Origin of the sequence: Mycolicibacterium mageritense (assembly GCF_010727475.1) — a bacterium.
GTDB lineage: Bacteria > Actinomycetota > Actinomycetes > Mycobacteriales > Mycobacteriaceae > Mycobacterium > Mycobacterium mageritense.
The window spans coordinates 3,950,163-3,969,366 of the sequence record NZ_AP022567.1; the positions used below are offsets into that span (position 1 = coordinate 3,950,163).

Sequence of the window (19,204 nt, forward strand, 5' to 3'; positions counted from 1 at the left end):
GTGCGCTGAGGCGGCTGAACGACGCCCGCTCACCGCCCGTCGAGCAGCTCCAGCAGGTACCCGCCGTAGCCGGACTTCATCAGAGTGTGGGCCCGTTCGGCGAGCTGCTCGTCGTCGATGAAACCCATCCGCCAGGCCACCTCCTCGGGGACACCGACCTTGAGCCCCTGCCTGCGTTCGATGGTGCGGACGTAGTCGGCGGCATCGAGCAGCGAGTCGAATGTCCCGGTGTCCAGCCACGCGGTACCGCGGGCCATGACGCTGACGCTCAGCCGGCCCTGGTCGAGGTAGGCCTGGTTGACCTCGGTGATCTCGTACTCGCCGCGCGCGGACGGCCGGAGGGTTCGCGCGATCTCCACGACGTCGTTGTCGTAGAAATAGAGCCCGGGTATCGCGTAGTGCGACTTGGGCTCTGCGGGTTTCTCCTCGAGGGACAACGCGGTCCCGTCGGCGTCGAACTCGACCACGCCGTAGGCGGACGGATCCGCCACCCAGTACGCGAAAATCGCCGCGCCGTCGAGGTTTTGGAACCTGCGCAGGCTCGTGCCCAAACCCGGCCCGTGGAACAGATTGTCCCCGAGCACGAGTGCCACATTGTCGGTGCCGATGTGGTCGGCACCCAGGATGAACGCCTGGGCCAGCCCGTCGGGGCGCGGCTGCACCACGTAACTGAGGTTGATGCCCAGCGCGGTTCCGTCGCCGAGCAGCCGCCGGAACGCAGGCGCGTCCTGTTCGGTGCTGATCAGCAGGATGTCCCGGATGCCGGCCATCATGAGCGTCGACAGCGGATAGTGGATCAGCGGCTTGTCGTACACCGGCAGCAGCTGCTTGCTGACCCCGAGCGTGATGGGGTGCAGCCGGGTTCCCGAGCCGCCCGCCAGGATGATGCCGCGCATCATCGGCTGTGCGCCGGGACGCGGCGGCGCAGGTCGTCGACGAAGGCGCGGGTGTCCTCCCACGTCGGCAACAGGCCCGCCGCGCGGGCTTCTTCGAGAGTCTGTGCGGCGGCATCGCGCTCGGACAGGATGATCGGATGCTCCGCGGGCCAGTCGATGCCCAGTGAGGTGGCCAGGATGGTGTGTTCGCGGTTGGGCGCGTACCCGGCGGAGCACAGGTACATGACGGTCGAATCGTCTTCGAGGGCAAGGAATCCGTGTGCCAGCCCTTCGGACAGGTACACCGATCGATGGCTGCGATCGTCGAGGAGCACCGAATCCCATTGACCGAACGTGGGGGAGCCGACCCTGATGTCGACGACCACGTCGAACACCGCGCCGCGCACGCATGTCACGTATTTGGCCTGGCTGGGCGGAAGTTCGGCGAAATGCATGCCACGCAGCACCCCGGCTGCCGACACCGAGCAGTTGGCCTGCCGCAGCTCGAACCTGTGGCCGGCGAACGCCTCGAAGCCGGCTTGCGTGAACCACTCGAACAGGTAGCCACGGTCGTCGGTGTGCAGGCGTGGCGTGATCTCCCAGGCGCCCGGCACCGAGAGTTCGCGTGCGGTCACTGGCTGCGCTCCGCGTATCGGGCCTCGACGGCGTCTTTGAGTGGGCCCCACCAGGATTCGTTGGCGCGGTACCACTCGATGGTGGCGCGCAGGCCGTCCTCGAAGTCGATGTGCTCAGGCTTCCAGCCCAGCTCGTCGGTGAGTGCGGACGGGTCGATCGCATAGCGCAGATCGTGGCCCGCGCGGTCGGTGACGTGATCGAAGTCGTCGGGATCGCGGTCCATCAGGGTCAGGATGGTGCGGAGCACGTTCAGATTGTCCCGTTCGTTGTCGGCCCCGATGAGATAGGTCCGGCCGATCTGACCGTCGGTGAGAATGCGCCGCACCGCGGCGTTGTGGTCATCGACATGGATCCAGTCGCGCACGTTGGCGCCGGTGCCGTAGAGCTTCGGGCGGCGGCCCGTCAGGATGTTGGTGATCTGGCGGGGGATGAACTTCTCGACGTGTTGGTACGGCCCGTAGTTGTTGGAGCAGTTGGAGATCGTGGCCCGCACGGAATAGGACCGAACCCACGCACGCACCAGCATGTCGGAGGCGGCCTTGGTGGCCGAATAGGGACTCGACGGGTTGTACGGCGTCGTCTCGGTGAACCGGGTGGGGGTGCCGAGTTCCAGGTCGCCGTACACCTCGTCGGTGGACACGTGGTGGAGGCGGACGCCGTGGGCGCGCACGGCTTCCAGCACGGTGTAGGTGCCGATCACGTTGCTGTGCAGGAACGGTGCCGGGTCGGCAAGGGCATTGTCGACATGGGTCTCGGCGGCGAAGTGCACGACCGCGTCGGTGGCCGGGTCGAGCTCGGAGACCAGCTTGGTGAGCAGCGCCGCGTCGGCGACGTCTCCCTTGATCAGGCGGACCTCGTCCTGTACGGGGGCCAGCGACTCGTGGCTACCGGCATAGCTCAGCGCGTCGAGCACCGTCACGTCGTGCTCGGCGGAGGCTGTGCGCGCAAAATTGCCGCCGATGAAACCGGCTCCGCCGGTGACCAGCAATCGCATGACAAAACCCTAGCCGGTCCATGGACGCGGTGCGGTGGTGTGCGCGACGGATCAGGACAGCTGGATCGTTCCGATCGGATAGCCACCGGCGCTGTCGCGGCCTGCCTGCGCCAGGTTCATCGGTGCCATGGTGATCGCGTTGGTGCCGCCGGATTTGTGGTCGTTCCACACGACGGTCGCCGCGACGCGGTAGGTGCCTGCCGGCAGTCCCGCGGTCGGCAGGCTCACGGCGTCGTCGACGGTGGCTGCCGCGGGCTCCTGCGTGGTGGCGGTGTAATTCTGGGCCGCGGCAACGCTGTTGAGCGACAGCGGGGACGTGACCGCCTGACGCACCGTGCCGGACGAATCGCGGAGTTCGTACCGCACGGCCCAGGTGTCGTAGGTCGGCGCACTGCCGAAATTGGCCCACCGCACCTGCAGCGGTAGGGCGGTGCCCGCCGCGGCGGTGGCAGGCAGCGAGGCCGAGGTCATGGCGTAGCGGTAGCCCCCGAACTTGTTGGCCTTGGCCCACAGGTCGTAGATCGAGGCGGGCATCGTGGTCGAGCCCTGATACAGCGGCACCGTGCTGGAAAGCATCGACACGTGATAGTTCACGGTGTCCCTGACCGCCTTGTCGAACAGGGTCTGGGTGCCGTTGGGGGCGAAGTTGCACCACTCGGTCACGACCGGTGCGGTGCGCCACCGGTTGAGCAGCACGGGCACGATCGGGTCACCGTTCTGGACGTAGTACGAATATTGGTTGACCGCCCAGGTCTGCGGCGGTTCGTAGACCCCGAGGCAGTCGGCGCGGACACCGACCGGATGTGCCAGGCCCGACGCGGCGGGGCTGTCGCGCATGGCCTGTTTGACGATCTCGGGATTCTGCGCGGTGGTCAGCACCTGGGTGTCGGGGAAGGCCCGCAGCGTCGCGTTGACGATGCGGGTGATCGACGCCTTGGTGATGTACTGGTCCTGGTACTGGCTGTAATAGCCGAGTGTGCCGATGCTGTCGGCAGGCGCGGGGCCCGGAATGCCAAGGGTGTCACGCATGAACGCGTTGTGGTTCTCGCTGAAGTCGCCGTAGCCGGACAGTTCGAACCATTCGACGCGTTCGTCCTTGTTGTACCGGCTGCCCAGGGCGGTGACCAGCCGCTCGACCGCGGTGAGGTAGGCGTCGTTGTTCCAGTTCGGCACGACGTAGGTGATGCCGTTCTTGACGTAGTCGGTCGTGGCACCGGGCGTGGCCCGCAGCCAGGCCGGGACGGAGACGTCGGTGTTGGCCGGGTAGGACGATTCGCAGCACGACGCGAATGCCATCACGCGGAAGTGGAACCGCTTGCCCTGTGCGGCATTTGCGGCGATTGCGGTGTCGATCGGCGTGAAGTCGATGGTCTGCGCGTCGTTGGGTTGCAGGTCTTTCCAGTCGAACCGGCCGCCCGCGTCGGCGGTGGCCGGCCACGCGGGATAACTGCTCTGGGCCGGTTGGCTCTGGGGGAACAGGCCGACGCCGATGTTCTCGTACTGGCCTCGCTTGGGGTTGTTGACGTCGGTCGCCGAGAACGGCACCACCGCGCCGAGCGTCACCGAACCACCCGGCGGGGTCGTGGCTGTGGTGCTGGTGGCGGTCGTGCTCGGCGCGATGGTCACCTTGTCCACCAACAGGTTTCGATCACACAGCAGGGATCGGTAGTCGTTGGTGTACGTGATGCTCACGACGTGCGATCCGGCCGGGATGTTGGCCGACGCCGAGTAGTCGGTCCACGACGAGGCCGTGACGTTGGTGGTGCCCAGCACGGTGTTGTCGACGGCGACCCGCATGCTCGGCGAGCCTTGGCATTTCTGTCCTTTGGCGCGCACGGTCACCTTGGTGGACGCGGGTAGTGCCACCGTTGCCGAGGCGGTCGCGTTGGCCCAGAGTCCGAGTGCCCGACCACCAGAGGCCGTTGAATCAGCGAAGCCGGACCCGGCCGACGGGGGTGCGACGCTCATGGTGTCGGCTTCCAGTGCAGTCGAATCCGCCACGAGCGCATAAGGTGTCGAGCTGGTGTTGCCCACACATGCGATGACGGCAGCCACCACCACCGAGACGAGGGCGGCGGTGGCTAAGGCGGGACGCAGCGGCAGCACGGCGGCTCCTCGACCGGTCGAAGTTTGCTCGCCGCCAAGCATCCTGGAGATCGTGGGCAATCACAAACAAATCGCCTATCACTTTGGTAACAAAGTGCTCGAAAACGCCACTGGCCGATGGCTTTGTGGATGTTTCGCTGATGTGGTGCCGACTGAGGTTGGCGGGCCTCGCTATTCGGCTGCGCGCGTTGCGGGATGCACCGCGATCAACCCGAGGCTCGCGCGCCGCTTGCACATCGCGGCCAGTTCGGCGTAGGCCTTCTCGCCGAGCAGCGCGGTCAGCTCCGGGGCATAGGACTGCCACACCTGTTTGGCGCCGAGGTGCGCGGCCGGATCCCCGGTGCAGTACCAGTGCAGGTCCGCGCCACCTTCACCCCAGCCGCGCCGGTCGTACTCGGTGACGACGGTCCGCAGGATCTGGGTGCCGTCTGGCCGGGTCACCCAGTCCTGGCTGCGCCGGATCGGCAGCTGCCAGCACACGTCGGGCTTCATGGTCAGCGGCTCGACACCGAGCTTCAGCGCCTTGCTGTGCAGCGCACAGCCGATGCCCGCGGGAAAACCGGGACGGTTCAGAAAGATGCAGGCGCCCTTGTACTTTCGGGTCCGAAGGTTCGGCTTGCCGTCGTACTCGTCGTCCTCGAGGTAGCCCTTCTTGCCCAGGCCCTTGTCCCGGAACTGCCAGTCGTCGTCGGTGAGTTGTTTGACCGCGTCGTCCAGCCGCGCACGGTCGTCGTCGTCGGACAGGAACGCGCCGTGCGAGCAGCACCCGTCGTCGGGACGGCCTGCGACGGTGCCCTGACACGCGGGCGTGCCGAAAACGCACGTCCAGCGCGAAAGCAACCAGGTCATGTCGGCCGCAATGAGATGCTCCGGGTCGTCGGGGTCGTAGAACTCGACCCACTCACGGGCAAAGTCGAGTTCCACTTCGCCGGGATGCACGCGTGTCACAACGCAAACGCTACCGCGGTTTCCGGCGGGACGATTTCCCAATCGCCCGGTGTGGCGGGGTGGTATTTCCCAAAGCCATCACCGGGCAGTCGCCTCACAGCTTTCCGGTCCGCGCACGGTGGCGAAACGGTGACCCGTTAGGTTGTGTGCGTGCGGTTAGGCGTGCTCGACGTGGGCAGTAACACAGTCCATCTTCTCGTGGTGGATGCCCGCCGCGGCGGGCACCCGACACCGATGAGTTCGACCAAGGCCGCACTGCGGCTCGCCGAGGCCATCGACGGCTCCGGCAAGCTGACCCGCAAAGGTGCCGACAAGCTCGTCGAAACCGTCGACGAGTTCGCCAAGATCGCCACGAGTTCCGGTTGTGCGGAGTTGATGGCGTTTGCCACCTCGGCTGTGCGCGATGCCACAAACTCCGAGGAGGTGCTGGCCAGGGTGCGCGCCGAGACCGGTGTCTCCCTTCAGGTGCTCAGCGGGGTCAACGAGTCGCGGCTCACGTTCCTCGCGGTGCGTCGCTGGTACGGCTGGAGCGCGGGCCGGATCATCAACATCGACATCGGGGGCGGCTCGCTCGAACTGTCCAGCGGCGTCGACGAGGAGCCCGAGGTGGCGATGTCGCTGCCGCTGGGCGCGGGACGGCTGACGCGCGAATGGCTGCCCGACGATCCGCCGGGGCGGCGCCGCGTGGCCATGCTGCGGGACTGGCTGGCCACCGAGATGGCCGAGGCCGGTGTGGCGATGCGCCGGGCCGGAAGCCCTGATCTGACAGTGGCGACCTCGAAGACGTTCCGCTCGCTCGCGCGGCTCACCGGAGCGGCACCGTCCGGCGCCGGTCCGCGGGTCAAACGAACACTCACGGCTGCCGGATTAAGACAGCTCATAGCATTCATCTCTAGGATGACGGCGGCTGACCGTGCTGAACTGGAAGGGGTGAGTGCCGAGCGGGCGCCACAGATCGTGGCCGGTGCCTTGGTAGCTGAGGCCAGTATGCGAGCACTCGAGGTCGAATCCGTCGACATTTGCCCCTGGGCGTTGCGGGAGGGGTTGATTCTGCGGAAACTCGACAGCGAGGCAGATGGAACCGCCTTGGTGGAGACGTCGGCGCGCGAAGCATGACGTTGATTGCGACGTTGTTGATTTTGACGGCGAGGAATAGCTAGCCCCATAAGGCGACACAGACATGACAGGACCAGAAGATAGCCAAGCCGGCACCCGACCGATCTCGGTCGCGGAGTTGCTGGCAAAGAACGGGACGATCGGTGCGCCGCCCGTCGGCGGCCGCCGCCGCCGGCGCAGGGGCAACGCCGATGCGGTGACCGTCGCCGAGCTCACCGGCGAGATCCCGGTGATCACCGACGACGACGTGCCTGCCGAGGCCGACGAGGAGGCCAAGGCTCCGGAGCCGCCGAAACCGGCTCCGCCGCCGCGAACGCCACCGGCCCGCGCGGCCACCCCGGCCCGGGCGCCCGAACCGGCCGTCGCCGACCCCGTCGAGCCGCCCGAGCCCCCGGAGCCCGTCGAGGTCCGGGGCAACGCCAGCAACGCGACCGCGACGCGTGACGTGGAAGCGGACTACGAGGCGCACCTGCAGGCCCGCGAGGTCGACCCCGAACCCGTCGAGTTCAAGCCGCGCCGCCCGCAGTACCCGAGCGCGCTGCGCGACTATCGCCCCAGCGGCACCGGCGCCGAGCGGATGAGCCCGGACCCGCTCGATCTCGATGACGACGACGATTCACCGGTCGCCGAAGCCACCGACACCGATACCGACAATTCGGACGATCGTCCGTACGGAGGCTCGATCGGCCCGCTGTTCGGTGGCCAGTCCGTCGCCGACGACGTGGCCCGCCGCGGCGGACGCCCCGGTCCCGAGGACATCGACCTCGGTGACGACGACGATCTCGCCGACGAGGACGCGCGGGTTGGATCCGACGACGAGACCGACCTCGACGACGAGCGGCACGCCGAGGAGTCCGGATCCCCGCTCGTGCGCGGTGCCTGGGTGGTCGCGCAATGCGTCATCGCGGTGGCCTTCGGCGCGGGCCTGTTCCTGGCGTTCGACCAGCTGTGGAAGTGGAACATGATCGTGGCGCTGGTGTTGGGTGTCCTGGTCATCCTGGGCCTGGCCGGTGGCGTGCGCGTGGTGCGCAAGACCGAGGACATCGGCAGCACGTTGACGGCGGTTGCGGTCGGGGCGTTGGTCACGTTCGGGCCACTGGCGCTGCAAGCCGGTTAGTACGCCGGTACACAATTAACCTGTGCGTCCAGCCATCAAGGTCGGCCTGTCCACGGCTTCGGTGTACCCGTTACGCACCGAGGCGGCGTTCGAATACGCGGCCCGGCTGGGATACGACGGCGTCGAGCTCATGGTGTGGGCCGAATCGGTCAGCCAGGACATCGAAGCTGTGGCGCGCCTGTCCGAGCGCTACGGCATGCCCGTGTTGTCGGTGCACGCGCCGTGCCTGTTGATCTCGCAGCGCGTGTGGGGCGCCAACCCGATTCCGAAGCTCGAGCGCAGTGTGCGCGCGGCCGAGCAGTTGGGCGCACAGACCGTCGTGGTGCACCCGCCGTTCCGGTGGCAGCGGCGCTATGCCGACGGATTCACCGACCAGGTCGCCGAACTCGAGGCGAACAGTGACGTGCTGGTCGCCGTGGAGAACATGTTCCCGTTCCGCGCCGACCGGTTCTTCGGCGCCGGGCAGACCTCGATCCAGCGCATGCGCAAGCGGGGCGGCAGTCCCGGGCGCGGCATCTCGGCGTTCGCGCCCTCGTACGACCCGTTGGACGGCAACCACGCGCACTACACGCTCGATCTGAGCCACACCGCCACGGCGGGCACCGATGCCGTGGAGATGGCGCGCCGCATGGGCGACGGCCTTGCGCACCTGCACCTGTGCGACGGCAAGGGCGCGTCCACCGACGAACATCTGGTGCCGGGGCGCGGCACGCAACCGACCGTCGAGGTGTGCCAGATGCTGGCGGCAGGCAACTTCTCCGGGCACGTGGTGCTTGAGGTCACCACGTCGGCGGCGCGCACCGCGGCCGAGCGCGAGGCCCTGCTGACCGAGTCGTTGCAGTTCGCCCGCAAGCATTTGTTGCGCTGAGACCCGAAAAGGAACCACATGCCCGGCTCGACCCTGTTCACCGATGCCATGGCGCTGACCGCGGCGGGCGCCGGCGTCTACGACGGCGAGCTCAACGAGCACTGGACGATCGGCCCCAAGGTGCACGGCGGAGCCATGCTCGCGCTGTGCGCCAACGCCGCCAGGACCGAGTTCGGCGGCATCGCCGAGCCCGTCGCGGTGTCGGGGAATTTCCTCTGGGCACCCGATCCAGGGCCCATGCGGCTCGTGACCACGGTGCGCAAGCGCGGCCGCCGGATCGGCCTGGTGGACGTCGAGCTGGTCCAGGGCGAGCGGTGTGCTGTCCGGGCGTCCATCACGCTCGGTGAGCCCGAGCACCATGTGCCGCCGCTGCTGTCGTTCAACCCGGTCGTGCCTTTGATGACACCCGAGCCGCCGCCGGGTCTGGAACCGATCGGGCCGGGGCATCCGATGGAGCACATCGTGCACCTGGCGCACGGCTGCGACATCCGGCCCGCGCTGCACACGCTCGGACCCCGCACCGACGGCGGTCCGCCGGTTTTCGAGTATTGGGTCCGGCCCAAGGGCGTGGCGCCCGACGTCCTGTTCGCGCTCCTGTGCGGCGACGTGTCGGCTCCGGTGACATTCGCCGTCGAGCGTGCGGGTTGGGCGCCCACGGTCCAGCTGACGGCGTTTCTGCGGGCGCTGCCTGCCGATGGGTGGCTGCGCGTCATGTGCACCGCGGTCCAGATCGGCCAGGACTGGTTCGACGAAGACCATGTCGTGGTGGACTGCGAGGGCCGCATCGTCGTGCAGTCCCGGCAACTGGCGATGGTGCCCGCGGCGGGTTCGTAACCCTCGGACGTGCGATGCTGTGGCGCATGTCGAGAATCGCGATCATCGGCGGCGGCGCCATGGGAGAAGCACTGCTGTCCGGGCTGTTACGGGCGGGCAGGCAGGTCAAGGACATGGTGGTCGCCGAGAAGTATCCCGACCGGGCCAAGTACCTCTCGGAGAAGTACTCGGTGTTCGTCACCTCGGTCTCCGATGCCGTCGAGAACGCCGCCTATGTGATCGTCGCGGTCAAGCCCACCGACGTGGAGGGCGTCGTCGACGAGGTGGCCGAGGCCGCCACGCACGCCGAGACCGACACCGCCGAACAGGTCTTCGTGACCATCGCGGCCGGGGTCAGCACGGCTTACTACGAGGCCAAGCTCCCTGCCGGGGCGCCCGTGATCCGGGTCATGCCGAACGCGCCGATCGTGGTCGGCGGTGGCGTCAGCGCGCTGGCCCCGGGCCGGTTCGCGACGCCCGAGCAGCTCAAGGAGGTCTCGGCGATCTTCGACTCGGTCGGCGGGGTGCTCACGGTCGCCGAGTCGCAGCTGGACGCGGTTACGGCGGTGTCGGGATCGGGCCCGGCGTACTTCTTCCTGATGGTCGAGGCTCTGGTCGACGCAGGCGTGGCGTCGGGGCTCTCGCGGGCCGTCGCGACCGATCTGGTGGTCCAGACCATGGCCGGCTCGGCGGCGATGTTGCTGGAGCGGCTCGACCAGGTGGACGCCGCCGGCGGGGCCGCGATGGACACCACGGCCGCACAGTTGCGCGCGACGGTGACCTCTCCGGCCGGCACGACCGCCGCTGGGCTGCGGGAACTCGAGCGAGGGGGACTGCGGTCCGCGGTCGCAAACGCCGTGGAAGCCGCGAAAACGCGCTCTGAGCAGCTAGGAATTACATCAGAGTAATTAGATTATCTGCGATGGATTAGCCCACACCCGTCGCATTAACCCCACCCGCCACGCTATTCTCCCTTTGTATGCGCGGGTTGGTGCCAGCGGTGGGGAAGCCGCTGGAACTGCCCGTGCCTGATTGATTGGGTTGCGATGACGTCAATGAACGGGCCATCGGCGCGGGATTCGGCTGGCGACGGTCAGCCACGAGCGCAATTTCTCACGGTCGCCGAGGTAGCGAACTTGATGAGGGTCTCGAAGATGACGGTGTACCGGTTGGTGCACAACGGCGAGCTACCTGCGGTTCGGGTGGGACGATCGTTCCGGGTGCACGCCAAGGCGGTCCACGACCTGCTGGAGACCTCGTACTTCGACGCGGGCTGAGCGCGCCCACCGGCGAATCCGAGCAGCGCAGGCGTTTTCCGTTTCACAGGCTGGCCCGGGTAAAGTGACCGGGTCAATCATCAAGCTGTCCAAGTAGCGGAGACACCGGGGTTTATGGGTTCAGTCATCAAGAAGCGGCGTAAGCGCATGTCGAAGAAGAAGCACCGCAAGCTGCTTCGTCGTACTCGAGTGCAGCGCAGAAAGCTCGGCAAGTAGCTTTCAGCCCCGGCCGTTAGGCTGACCCGATGGATTCTGATGGTCGTTCCGGTGGGCGCTCGGCGGGAGTTCCAGGCGGTCCAGGTGATGCAGAATTCACCGACGACGTGCTCTACCCCAAAGTGGTCTTGGTCACGGGGGCGTGCCGGTTCCTCGGCGGTTATCTCACCGCGAGGCTGGCGCAGAACCCCCTGATCAACCATGTCATCGCGGTCGACGCGGTGACGCCGAGCAAGGATCTGCTGCGCCGGATGGGCCGGGCCGAGTTCGTGCGGGCCGACATTCGCAATCCGTTCATCGCCAAGGTGATCCGGAACAACGACGTCGACACCGTCGTGCATGCCGCGGCAGCGTCGTACGCGCCGCGGTCCGGCGGCCGGGCCACGTTGAAGGAACTCAACGTGATGGGGGCGATCCAGCTCTTCGCGGCGTGCCAGAAGACGCCGTCGGTGCGCCGGGTCGTGCTCAAGTCGACGTCAGAGGTCTATGGGGCGGGCCCGCGAGATCCGGTGATGTTCACCGAGGACAGCAGCGCCCGTCGCCCACCTGGCGAAGGCTTCGCCCGCGACAGCATCGACATCGAGGGCTACGCCCGCGGGCTCGCGCGGCGCCGTCCGGATATCGCGGTGACCATCCTGCGGTTGGCCAACATGATCGGCCCCGCGATGGACACCGCGCTGTCGCGGTACCTGGCGGGGCCGGTGGTGCCGTCGGTCGTGGGCCGCGATGCGCGGCTGCAGCTGCTGCACGAGCAGGACGCGCTCGGCGCGCTGGAGCGGGCCACCATCGCCGGCAAGGCGGGCACGTTCAACGTGGGGGCGTCGGGCATCATCATGATGAGCCAGGCGATCCGCCGGTCTGGCCGCGTGCGCCTGCCGGTACCGCGCTCCGCACTGTCTGCCGTGGATTCGCTGAGCCGCGCCACGCGCTCGTCGGAACTCGATCGCGAGCAGCTGAACTACCTCAGCTACGGCCGGGTGATGGACACCACGCGGATGCGCAACGAACTTGATTACCATCCGAAGTGGACGACTGCGGAAGCTTTCGACGATTATGTACGTGGGCGAGGATTGACGCCGATTCTCGATCCACGCTGGGTACGCTCAATGGAGAGTCGCGCCGTGGCATTGGCGCAGCGTTGGGGACGTTAACGACTAGCTCTACCGGGGTGGGGAGAAGGTATCGACGTGGCGGGCGAACCTAAGGCGAAAGTTATTCCGCTACATGGGAATTCGAACCGTGCCGCAGCAGGGCGGCGGGCTGCGCAACGATCGGACAGCGCACGACGGCATCCGTCGTTGCTCGCCGATCCCGGCACGCGAGGGCATCGGCTGAACAGATAGCGGCGGTGGTCCGCGAGATCGATCAGCGGCGCGGTGCCGCGGCCGGTGCGCCGGCCGCCGACGACACCCCGACCGAGCTTGCCAAGCAGATCGCCGCGGTGAGCGAATTCATCCGGAAACGGATGACCGGCGACTACGTCGTCGACGAGTTCGGCTTCGATCCGCACCTCAACAACGCTATCTTCTTGCCTTTGCTGAGAGTGCTTTTTCAGTCGTGGTTCCGCGTCGAGGTCTCCGGCATCGAGAACCTGCCCGCCAAGGGTGCCGCGCTCGTCGTGGCCAACCACGCGGGTGTGTTGCCGTTCGACGGGCTGATGACCCAGGTGGCCGTCCACGATCACCATCCGTCGCATCGCGATCTGCGGCTGCTGGCCGCAGACCTGGTGTTCGACCTGCCGATGGTGGGGCAGATGGCCCGCAAGGCAGGACACACCATGGCATGCACGGCCGACGCGCACCGGCTGCTGGCCAACGGCGAGCTGACCGCCGTGTTCCCGGAGGGCTTCAAGGGCCTCGGCAAGCATTTCAACGACCGCTACAAGCTGCAGCGATTCGGCAGGGGCGGGTTTGTTTCCGCTGCTCTGCGGGCCAAAGCGCCCATCGTGCCGTGCTCGATCGTCGGGAGCGAGGAGATCTACCCGATGATCGCGGACGTCAAGCTGCTGGCCCGGCTGTTCGGCCTGCCGTACTTCCCGGTCACGCCGTTGTTCCCGCTCGCGGGTGCGGCCGGGCTGGTACCGCTGCCGTCGAAATGGCACATCCAGTTCGGCGAGCCCATCGAGACGGCCGACTACGACGAGAGCGCGGCCGACGATCCGATGGTCACGTTCGAGCTGACCGATCAGGTTCGCGAGACCATCCAGCAGACGCTCTACCAACTGCTGGCGGGCCGCCGGAACATGTTCTTCGGCTGAAGTTTCTCGCGCGAGCAGGCGCGTAGGTACCCCAAAACAGCGCTCTCGGGGTACCTAACTGTCTGCTCGCGCAAAGAAAGGGGTCAGGCTCCCGACTTTTGCCCAGCAATCATCTTGGCGATGGCGGCGTCGCGCGCCGCGGCGATCTGGGAGCTGATCTCGCCGGCCTCCTCGGGGTGGGCCGCCTCGCCGAGCATCGTCACGATGCTGGTAGCTATGGGTTCGCCGTTGTCGTCGGTGACCTCGGCGCGGATCTCGCAGATCACGGTGCCGTGCGATTCGATGACCGAATCCAGGTACGAGTCGAACCACAGCCGGTCGCCGACCTTGATCGGCCGGTGGAAGATCAGCTTCTGGTCGCGGTGCAGCACACGCTCCAGATTGATGGGCACGTCGAACTTGTCGAACAGGTCCAACTGGACCCGGCGCCCGGCGACCGCGAGGAACGTCAGCGACGCGACGACCGAGTCGTGGCCGTACTCCTTGGCCGATTCCTCGCTGTAGTGCGCGGGATGGTCGTCCTTGACCGCGGCCGCGAACTCACGAACCTTCTCCCGGTCGACCTGGAAGTAGTCGGGGTACCGGTAGTGGGTACCGATGATGTCTGCGGCGATGCTCATATGTCTGTGTTATCCCTGTGGTCTCCACGCAAAACGTGCTTGGCGGCGGAAGCCTATCAGCGTGGGCATGTTGCTCAGCGAATATCGTGGCGTCGCGAGGCCACCGCGGCCAGCGCACCGCCAAGCGCGCCGAGCGCGAGGGCCGACGGAACCCCGATCCGTGCGGCCTTGCGTGCGGTGCGGAAATCCCGGATCTCCCAGCCGCGTTCGCGCGCGAGATCCCGCAGCGCGGCATCGGGATTGATCGCGACGGCCGTGCCGACCAGCGACAGCATCGGCACGTCGTTGAAGCTGTCCGAGTAGGCAGTGCAGCGCCGCAGGTTCAGGCCTTCCCGGATGGCCAGCGAACGCACCGCGTGGGCCTTGCCGGTGCCGTGCAGGATGTCGCCGACGAGGCGGCCGGTGAACACGCCGTCGACGGACTCGGCCACGGTGCCGAGCGCGCCGGTCAGTCCGAGCCGTTTGGCGATCGTCGCGGCCAGCTCGTAGGGGGTGGCGGTGACGAGCCACACCTGCTGGCCGGCGTCGAGGTGCATCTGGGCCAGCGTGCGGGTGCCCGGCCAGATCTTGTCGGCGATGATCTCGTCGTAGATCTCCTCGCCCAGCTCGGCCAGCTCGGCCGTCGACCGGCCCTCGATGAACGCCAGCGCCTTGCGTCGGCCGGCCGCGACGTCCTCGCTGTTCTCCTTGCCGGTCAGCTGGAACTTGGCCTGCGCGTACACGATTCCGAGGATGTCGGAGTACGTGAAGTATTTCCGTGCGGCCAGCCCGCGGGCGAAGTGCACCAGCGACGAACCGTGCACCAGGGTGTTGTCGACGTCGAAGAACGCCGCGGCCGTCAGATCGGGCGGGGGCGGCGGGGGAGTGCCGTCGGTGTCCGATTCGGTGTCGGACCCCGCGTCGGTTTCGAGGTGGGTGACAGCCGCTTCGGCGCTGGCCTCGGCTGCCAGCTCCTGATCGAGCTCATCGGGACTACCGGATGCGGACACGAATTCACCCTAAGTCACGGCATGGGGATACTGGGCGGCGTGGACCACGAGCGGACAGGGCCCGGCGAGCGGCACATCGTGACGTTGCTGACCCGCGCGGGCTGCAGCCTGTGTGCGCGCGCCGCCGAGCAACTGCTCGCGCTGCGCGACGAATTCGGTTTCGACCTGGTGACCACCGACGTCGACGCGGTCGCCGAAGCCGGTGACCCGACGTTGCGGGCACAGTATGGCGATCTGTTGCCCGTTGTTTTGCTGGACGGCACCCAACACAGCTACTGGGAAGTCGACGAGCCGCAGCTGCGGCGCGACCTCGCTGACTAGGCAAAATTTGGTGGCCGGGGAGGTCAGCGATTACCTTGGTGCAATGGTGATGGAGCCGTGAGCGTTCTGCTGTTCGGAGTTTCGCACCGCAGCGCGCCGGTGTCCGTTCTGGAGCAGTTGAGCACGGACGAGGCCGAGCAGGCCAAGATCATCGACCAGATTCTGCAGTCATCTCTGGTGACCGAGGCCATGGTGCTGTCCACCTGCAACCGCGTCGAGGTATATGCGGTGGTCGAGGCCTTCCACGGCGGTCTTTCGGTGATCGGCCAGGTGCTCTCCGAGCATTCCGGCATGGGCCTGGGCGATCTCACCAAATACGCCTACGTGCGGTACGCCGAGGCGGCCGTCGAGCACATGTTCGCGGTGACCAGCGGCCTGGACTCGGCGGTCATCGGCGAGGCGCAGGTGCTGGGGCAGGTCCGCCGCGCCTATGCCGCGGCCGAGGCCAACCACACAGTCGGCCGGACCCTTCATGAGCTGGCCCAACGCGCGCTGAGCGTCGGCAAGCGCGTGCATTCGGAGACCGGTATCGACGCCGCGGGCGCGTCGGTGGTTTCGGTTGCGCTCGGTATGGCTGAGACCAAACTCACGGGCGGCCTCGCCGGGCGCAGCGCGGCGATCGTCGGTGCCGGTTCGATGGGCGCCCTGGCCGGGGCCCACCTGGTCCGCGCGGGCATCGGAAGGGTTCACGTGGTGAACCGGTCGTTGCCGCGGGCCCGGCGCCTCGCCCACAATCTCACCGAGCAGGGTGTGCCCGCCCAGGCCCACTCGCTCGACGATCTGACGACCGCCCTGGCCGACGTCGACGTCGTCGTCAGCAGCACGGGCGCCGTGCGGCCCGTGGTGTCCCTGGCCGACGTCCACCACGCACTCGCGCAGCGCAACGGGTCCGGGGTGGATCACCAGCTGGTCGTGTGCGATCTCGGGATGCCCCGTGACGTCGACCCGGCCGTGGCCGGCCTGCCCGGTGTGTGGGTGGTCGACATGGATCGGATCCAGCGCGAGCCCACGGCCCGGGCGGCGGCCACCGATGCCGAAGCGGCCCGCACGATCGTCGCCACCGAGGTTGCCAACTACCTCGCCGGTCAGCGGATGGCCGAGGTCACCCCGACCGTCACGGCACTGCGGCAACGGGCCGCGGACGTGGTGGAGTCGGAGTTGCTGCGGCTGGACAACCGGCTGCCCGGACTGGACGCGGCACATCGCGACGAGGTTGCCAAGACCGTGCGCCGCGTCGTCGACAAACTCTTGCACGCACCCACGGTGCGCGTGAAACAACTCGCCAGCGCGCCTGGCGGGGACAGCTACGCAGAGGCCCTGCGGGAGCTGTTCGAACTCGATCCGCAAGCCGTCGAAGCTGTGGCGGCCAGCGAATTGCCTTTCATGACAACAGATCTCGATAAGTCTGAGTAGAGCTTGGCGAAAACTGACGATACGGTGATCCGGATCGGCACCCGGGGGAGCCTGCTGGCCACCACCCAGGCCGGAACCATCAGAGACGCATTGCTGGCCGCTGGTCACCTCTGTGAGCTGGTGATCATCTCGACCGAGGGGGACCGCAACCAGGGCCCCATCGCCGACATCGGCGTGGGGGTTTTCACCGCGGCCCTGCGGGAAGCCATCCACGACGGCAGGGTCGACATGGCCGTGCACTCGTACAAGGATTTGCCCACTGCCGTCGACGAGCGGTTCGTCATCGCGGCTATACCGCGTCGTGAGGATCCCAGGGACGCGCTGGTGGCCCGCGACGGCATGGTGCTCGGAGAGTTGCCGACCGGCTCGGTGATCGGCACGTCGAGCCCGCGACGGGCCGCGCAGCTTAGAGCACTGGGTCTCGGTTTGGAAATCCGCCCCCTACGAGGCAACCTAGATACCAGGTTGAGCAGGGTTACGAGTGGTGATCTCGACGGCATCGTCATCGCCCGCGCGGGTCTGGCCCGTATCGGTCGGTTGGACGAAGTCACCGAGACCCTCGAGCCGGTGCAGATGTTGCCAGCACCGGCTCAGGGTGCGCTGGCGGTGGAATGCCGCGCCGGCGACACCGAGCTGGTCGCGGTGCTTGCGGAGTTGGATGACGCCGACACACGCGCCGCGGTCACCGCAGAACGGGTTCTGCTCGCCGAACTGGAGGCGGGCTGTTCCGCACCGGTGGGCGCGATCGCGGACGTGGTCGAGTCGATCGATGAAGACGGCAATGTCTTCGAGGAGCTGTCGTTGCGCGGCTGCGTGGCGACGCTGGACGGATCCGACGTGATCCGTGCGTCCGGGATCGGAACTCCGGGGCGGGCCGCAGAGCTAGGTGTCTCGGTGGCCGCGGAGCTTTTCGAACTCGGCGCACGCGAGCTGTTGGTAGAGCGCGGGAGTGAGACATGACCATGCGAGGCCGCAAGGCAAAGCCCGGCCGCATCACCTTCGTGGGTTCGGGCCCAGGGGATCCAGGTTTGTTGACGGCACGCGCGCAAGCGGTGCTGGCGCACGCCGATCTGGTGTTCACCGACCCCGATGTGCCCGAAGCCGTGCTGGCGCTGGTCGGCACCGAACTGCCACCGGCATCCGGTCCGGCTCCCGCCGAACCTGCGAAGCCCACCGATGCCGCGGACGGTTCCGAGTCCGGCGATGCCGACGCGGCGGCCGTCATCCCGGGCGGCCCGGAGATCCGGCCTGCTCTCGGTGATCCTGCCGAGGTCGCCAAGACGCTGGCCGCCGAGGCCCGGCACGGCTACGACGTGGTGCGCCTGGTCGCGGGTGATCCGCTGTCGGTCGACGCGGTCATCAGCGAGATCGGTGCGCTCGCCAAGACCCACCTGAACTTCGAGATCGTTCCCGGTCTGCCCGACACCACCGCGGTGCCCACCTACGCGGGGCTGCCGCTCGGGTCGTCGCACACTGTCGCGGACGTGCGGGGCGACGTGGACTGGGCGGCGATCGCGGCCGCACCGGGCCCGCTGATCCTGCACGCCACCGCGTCGCACCTGCCGGACGCGGCCCGCACCCTGATCGAGCACGGGCTGGTCGACAGCACCCCCGCGGTCGTGACCGCCAACGGCACCACGTGCCAGCAGCGCTCGGTGGAGACCACGCTGGGCGGGTTGATCGACAAGGCCGTGCTGGAGAAGCCGGCAGGCAGCGAGCTCGCAGGCCCGCTGGCCGGCCCGCTCGTCGTGACCATCGGCAAGACCGTCGCCAACCGCGCCAAGCTGAACTGGTGGGAAAGCCGCGCCCTGTACGGCTGGACCGTGCTGGTGCCGCGCACCAAGGACCAGGCAGGCGAGATGAGCGACCGGTTGGTGGGCCACGGTGCCCTGCCGATCGAGGTGCCGACCATCGCCGTCGAACCGCCGCGCAGCCCCGCGCAGATGGAGCGCGCGGTCAAGGGTCTGGTGGACGGCCGGTTCCAGTGGGTCGTGTTCACGTCGACCAACGCGGTGCGTGCGGTGTGGGAGAAGTTCAACGAGTTCGGTCTGGATGCCCGCGCGTTCTCCGGCGTGAAGATCGCGTGTGTCGGCCAGGCCACCGCTGACAAGGTGCGCGCCTTCGGCATCAACCCCGAGCTGGTGCCCGCGGGTGAACAGTCCTCGCTGGGCCTACTCGACGAATTCCCGCCGTATGACGAGATTTTCGATCCGGTCAACCGCGTGCTGCTGCCACGGGCCGACATCGCCACCGAGACGCTGGCCGAGGGCCTGCGCGAACGTGGTTGGGAGATCGAGGATGTCACCGCTTACCGCACGGTGCGGGCCGCACCGCCGCCGGCGCACACCCGCGAAATGATCAAGACCGGCGGATTCGACGCGGTCTGCTTCACCTCGAGTTCGACGGTGCGCAACCTGGTCGGCATCGCGGGCAAGCCGCACGCGCGCACCATCGTGGCGTGCATCGGGCCGAAAACCGCCGAGACGGCAGCCGAATTCGGGCTCCGCGTCGACGTGCAGCCGGAGACCGCCGCGGTTGGACCGCTGGTCGAGGCGCTCGCCGAGCACGCAGCCCGACTGCGTGCCGAGGGTGCGCTGCCGCCGCCGCGCAAGAAGAGCCGACGGCGGTAGTCGGAGGA

Annotated in this window: 19 protein-coding genes and 1 pseudogene; 13 read left to right on the forward strand and 7 right to left on the reverse strand. The window is 67.7% G+C overall.

The genetic code is table 11. The features are described from left to right. Window positions 1-29 precede the first annotated feature (29 nt). The 5 genes from rfbA to G6N67_RS19005 all read right to left on the reverse strand — a co-directional run bounded on the left by rfbA (window position 30) and on the right by G6N67_RS19005 (window position 5,559). Window positions 30-896 (reverse strand): glucose-1-phosphate thymidylyltransferase RfbA, encoded by an 867-nt coding sequence (rfbA, locus tag G6N67_RS18985; protein WP_036434621.1) that lies wholly within the window; start codon window positions 894-896, stop codon window positions 30-32. Continuing rightward, window positions 896-1,510 (reverse strand): dTDP-4-dehydrorhamnose 3,5-epimerase, encoded by a 615-nt coding sequence (rfbC, locus tag G6N67_RS18990; protein WP_036429572.1) that lies wholly within the window; start codon window positions 1,508-1,510, stop codon window positions 896-898. The genes rfbA and rfbC overlap by 1 nt, the downstream gene beginning before the upstream one ends. After that, window positions 1,507-2,505 carry a dTDP-glucose 4,6-dehydratase gene (gene rfbB / locus G6N67_RS18995; RefSeq protein WP_036429569.1) on the reverse strand — a complete coding sequence of 333 codons (999 nt, stop codon included), beginning with the start codon at window positions 2,503-2,505 and terminating at the stop codon, window positions 1,507-1,509. Before rfbB ends, rfbC begins: the two co-directional genes overlap by 4 nt. Before the next feature lie 51 nt (window positions 2,506-2,556). Then, entirely contained in the window at window positions 2,557-4,611 is a 2,055-nt protein-coding gene (locus tag G6N67_RS19000) for a carbohydrate-binding domain-containing protein (protein ID WP_163642235.1), read from the reverse strand. 171 nt (window positions 4,612-4,782) lie between these two features. Then, window positions 4,783-5,559, reverse strand: a complete 777-nt coding sequence (locus G6N67_RS19005) for a DUF3109 family protein (RefSeq protein ID WP_036429567.1) — start codon at window positions 5,557-5,559, stop codon at window positions 4,783-4,785. Window positions 5,560-5,709: 150 nt separating this feature from the next. On the opposite strand from G6N67_RS19005, the gene G6N67_RS19010 reads away from it, so the two are divergent. From G6N67_RS19010 to G6N67_RS19050, 9 genes and pseudogenes are all read left to right on the forward strand, one after another. Further along, a complete protein-coding gene (locus tag G6N67_RS19010) occupies window positions 5,710-6,675 on the forward strand; it encodes a Ppx/GppA family phosphatase (RefSeq protein WP_036429566.1) in 966 nt (321 codons plus the stop codon). A gap of 64 nt (window positions 6,676-6,739) precedes the next feature. Beyond that, the gene (locus tag G6N67_RS19015; RefSeq protein ID WP_036429564.1) at window positions 6,740-7,792 is read left to right on the forward strand and encodes an Rv0497 family membrane protein; all 1,053 of its coding nucleotides are present in this window, start codon (window positions 6,740-6,742) and stop codon (window positions 7,790-7,792) included. A 22-nt stretch (window positions 7,793-7,814) separates the two neighbouring features. After that, the gene (locus tag G6N67_RS19020) at window positions 7,815-8,660 is read left to right on the forward strand and encodes a sugar phosphate isomerase/epimerase family protein (RefSeq protein ID WP_036429563.1); all 846 of its coding nucleotides are present in this window, start codon (window positions 7,815-7,817) and stop codon (window positions 8,658-8,660) included. Between the two features lie 18 nt (window positions 8,661-8,678). Beyond that, on the forward strand, window positions 8,679-9,494 hold the full coding sequence (locus G6N67_RS19025; protein ID WP_036429562.1) for a thioesterase family protein: 816 nt from the start codon (window positions 8,679-8,681) through the stop codon (window positions 9,492-9,494). Between the two features lie 26 nt (window positions 9,495-9,520). After that, window positions 9,521-10,381, forward strand: a complete 861-nt coding sequence (gene proC / locus G6N67_RS19030) for a pyrroline-5-carboxylate reductase (protein WP_110798474.1) — start codon at window positions 9,521-9,523, stop codon at window positions 10,379-10,381. A 138-nt stretch (window positions 10,382-10,519) separates the two neighbouring features. Beyond that, a complete protein-coding gene (locus G6N67_RS19035; protein ID WP_026256699.1) occupies window positions 10,520-10,750 on the forward strand; it encodes a cell division/environmental response transcriptional regulator in 231 nt (76 codons plus the stop codon). Window positions 10,751-10,864: 114 nt separating this feature from the next. Then, window positions 10,865-10,966 (forward strand): 30S ribosomal protein bS22, encoded by a 102-nt coding sequence (locus G6N67_RS19040; RefSeq protein ID WP_003402602.1) that lies wholly within the window; start codon window positions 10,865-10,867, stop codon window positions 10,964-10,966. 29 nt (window positions 10,967-10,995) lie between these two features. Next, window positions 10,996-12,117, forward strand: a complete 1,122-nt coding sequence (locus tag G6N67_RS19045) for an SDR family oxidoreductase (RefSeq protein WP_036429558.1) — start codon at window positions 10,996-10,998, stop codon at window positions 12,115-12,117. Window positions 12,118-12,147: 30 nt separating this feature from the next. After that, window positions 12,148-13,223 (forward strand): annotated as a pseudogene (locus tag G6N67_RS19050) (lysophospholipid acyltransferase family protein). 83 nt (window positions 13,224-13,306) lie between these two features. Here G6N67_RS19050 and G6N67_RS19055 read toward each other — a convergent pair. Both G6N67_RS19055 and G6N67_RS19060 read right to left on the reverse strand, forming a co-directional pair. Further along, complete coding sequence (locus G6N67_RS19055) at window positions 13,307-13,843, reverse strand: FAS1-like dehydratase domain-containing protein (protein ID WP_036429557.1); 537 nt, start codon at window positions 13,841-13,843, stop codon at window positions 13,307-13,309. A 74-nt stretch (window positions 13,844-13,917) separates the two neighbouring features. Further along, window positions 13,918-14,832: an HAD family hydrolase gene (locus G6N67_RS19060; RefSeq protein WP_036429556.1), complete on the reverse strand. Its 915-nt coding sequence runs from the start codon at window positions 14,830-14,832 to the stop codon at window positions 13,918-13,920. Window positions 14,833-14,910: 78 nt separating this feature from the next. On the opposite strand from G6N67_RS19060, the gene G6N67_RS19065 reads away from it, so the two are divergent. Genes G6N67_RS19065 through G6N67_RS19080 form a run of 4 tightly spaced genes read left to right on the forward strand, consistent with a single transcriptional unit; the run spans window position 14,911 to window position 19,196 of the window. Further along, complete coding sequence (locus G6N67_RS19065) at window positions 14,911-15,153, forward strand: glutaredoxin family protein (protein WP_036434617.1); 243 nt, start codon at window positions 14,911-14,913, stop codon at window positions 15,151-15,153. A 57-nt stretch (window positions 15,154-15,210) separates the two neighbouring features. After that, the gene (locus tag G6N67_RS19070) at window positions 15,211-16,566 is read left to right on the forward strand and encodes a glutamyl-tRNA reductase (protein WP_036429552.1); all 1,356 of its coding nucleotides are present in this window, start codon (window positions 15,211-15,213) and stop codon (window positions 16,564-16,566) included. 24 nt (window positions 16,567-16,590) lie between these two features. Continuing rightward, window positions 16,591-17,526, forward strand: a complete 936-nt coding sequence (gene hemC / locus G6N67_RS19075) for a hydroxymethylbilane synthase (RefSeq protein ID WP_036429550.1) — start codon at window positions 16,591-16,593, stop codon at window positions 17,524-17,526. Beyond that, complete coding sequence (locus G6N67_RS19080) at window positions 17,523-19,196, forward strand: bifunctional uroporphyrinogen-III C-methyltransferase/uroporphyrinogen-III synthase (protein WP_036429548.1); 1,674 nt, start codon at window positions 17,523-17,525, stop codon at window positions 19,194-19,196. The genes hemC and G6N67_RS19080 overlap by 4 nt, the downstream gene beginning before the upstream one ends. The last annotated feature ends 8 nt before the right edge of the window (window positions 19,197-19,204 follow it).

What these genes read in the sequence shown, in the direction of transcription:
- proC (WP_110798474.1), top strand. Translation starts at nt 9,521, where the DNA reads ATGTCGAGAATCGCGATCATCGGCGGCGGCGCCATGGGAGAAGCACTG.
- G6N67_RS19025 (WP_036429562.1), top strand. Translation starts at nt 8,679, where the DNA reads ATGCCCGGCTCGACCCTGTTCACCGATGCCATGGCGCTGACCGCGGCG.
- rfbA (WP_036434621.1), bottom strand. Translation starts at nt 896, where the DNA reads ATGCGCGGCATCATCCTGGCGGGCGGCTCGGGAACCCGGCTGCACCCC.
- rfbB (WP_036429569.1), bottom strand. Translation starts at nt 2,505, where the DNA reads ATGCGATTGCTGGTCACCGGCGGAGCCGGTTTCATCGGCGGCAATTTT.
- G6N67_RS19015 (WP_036429564.1), top strand. Translation starts at nt 6,740, where the DNA reads ATGACAGGACCAGAAGATAGCCAAGCCGGCACCCGACCGATCTCGGTC.
- G6N67_RS19035 (WP_026256699.1), top strand. Translation starts at nt 10,520, where the DNA reads ATGACGTCAATGAACGGGCCATCGGCGCGGGATTCGGCTGGCGACGGT.
- G6N67_RS19045 (WP_036429558.1), top strand. Translation starts at nt 10,996, where the DNA reads ATGGATTCTGATGGTCGTTCCGGTGGGCGCTCGGCGGGAGTTCCAGGC.
- G6N67_RS19080 (WP_036429548.1), top strand. Translation starts at nt 17,523, where the DNA reads ATGACCATGCGAGGCCGCAAGGCAAAGCCCGGCCGCATCACCTTCGTG.
- G6N67_RS19055 (WP_036429557.1), bottom strand. Translation starts at nt 13,843, where the DNA reads ATGAGCATCGCCGCAGACATCATCGGTACCCACTACCGGTACCCCGAC.
- G6N67_RS19040 (WP_003402602.1), top strand. Translation starts at nt 10,865, where the DNA reads ATGGGTTCAGTCATCAAGAAGCGGCGTAAGCGCATGTCGAAGAAGAAG.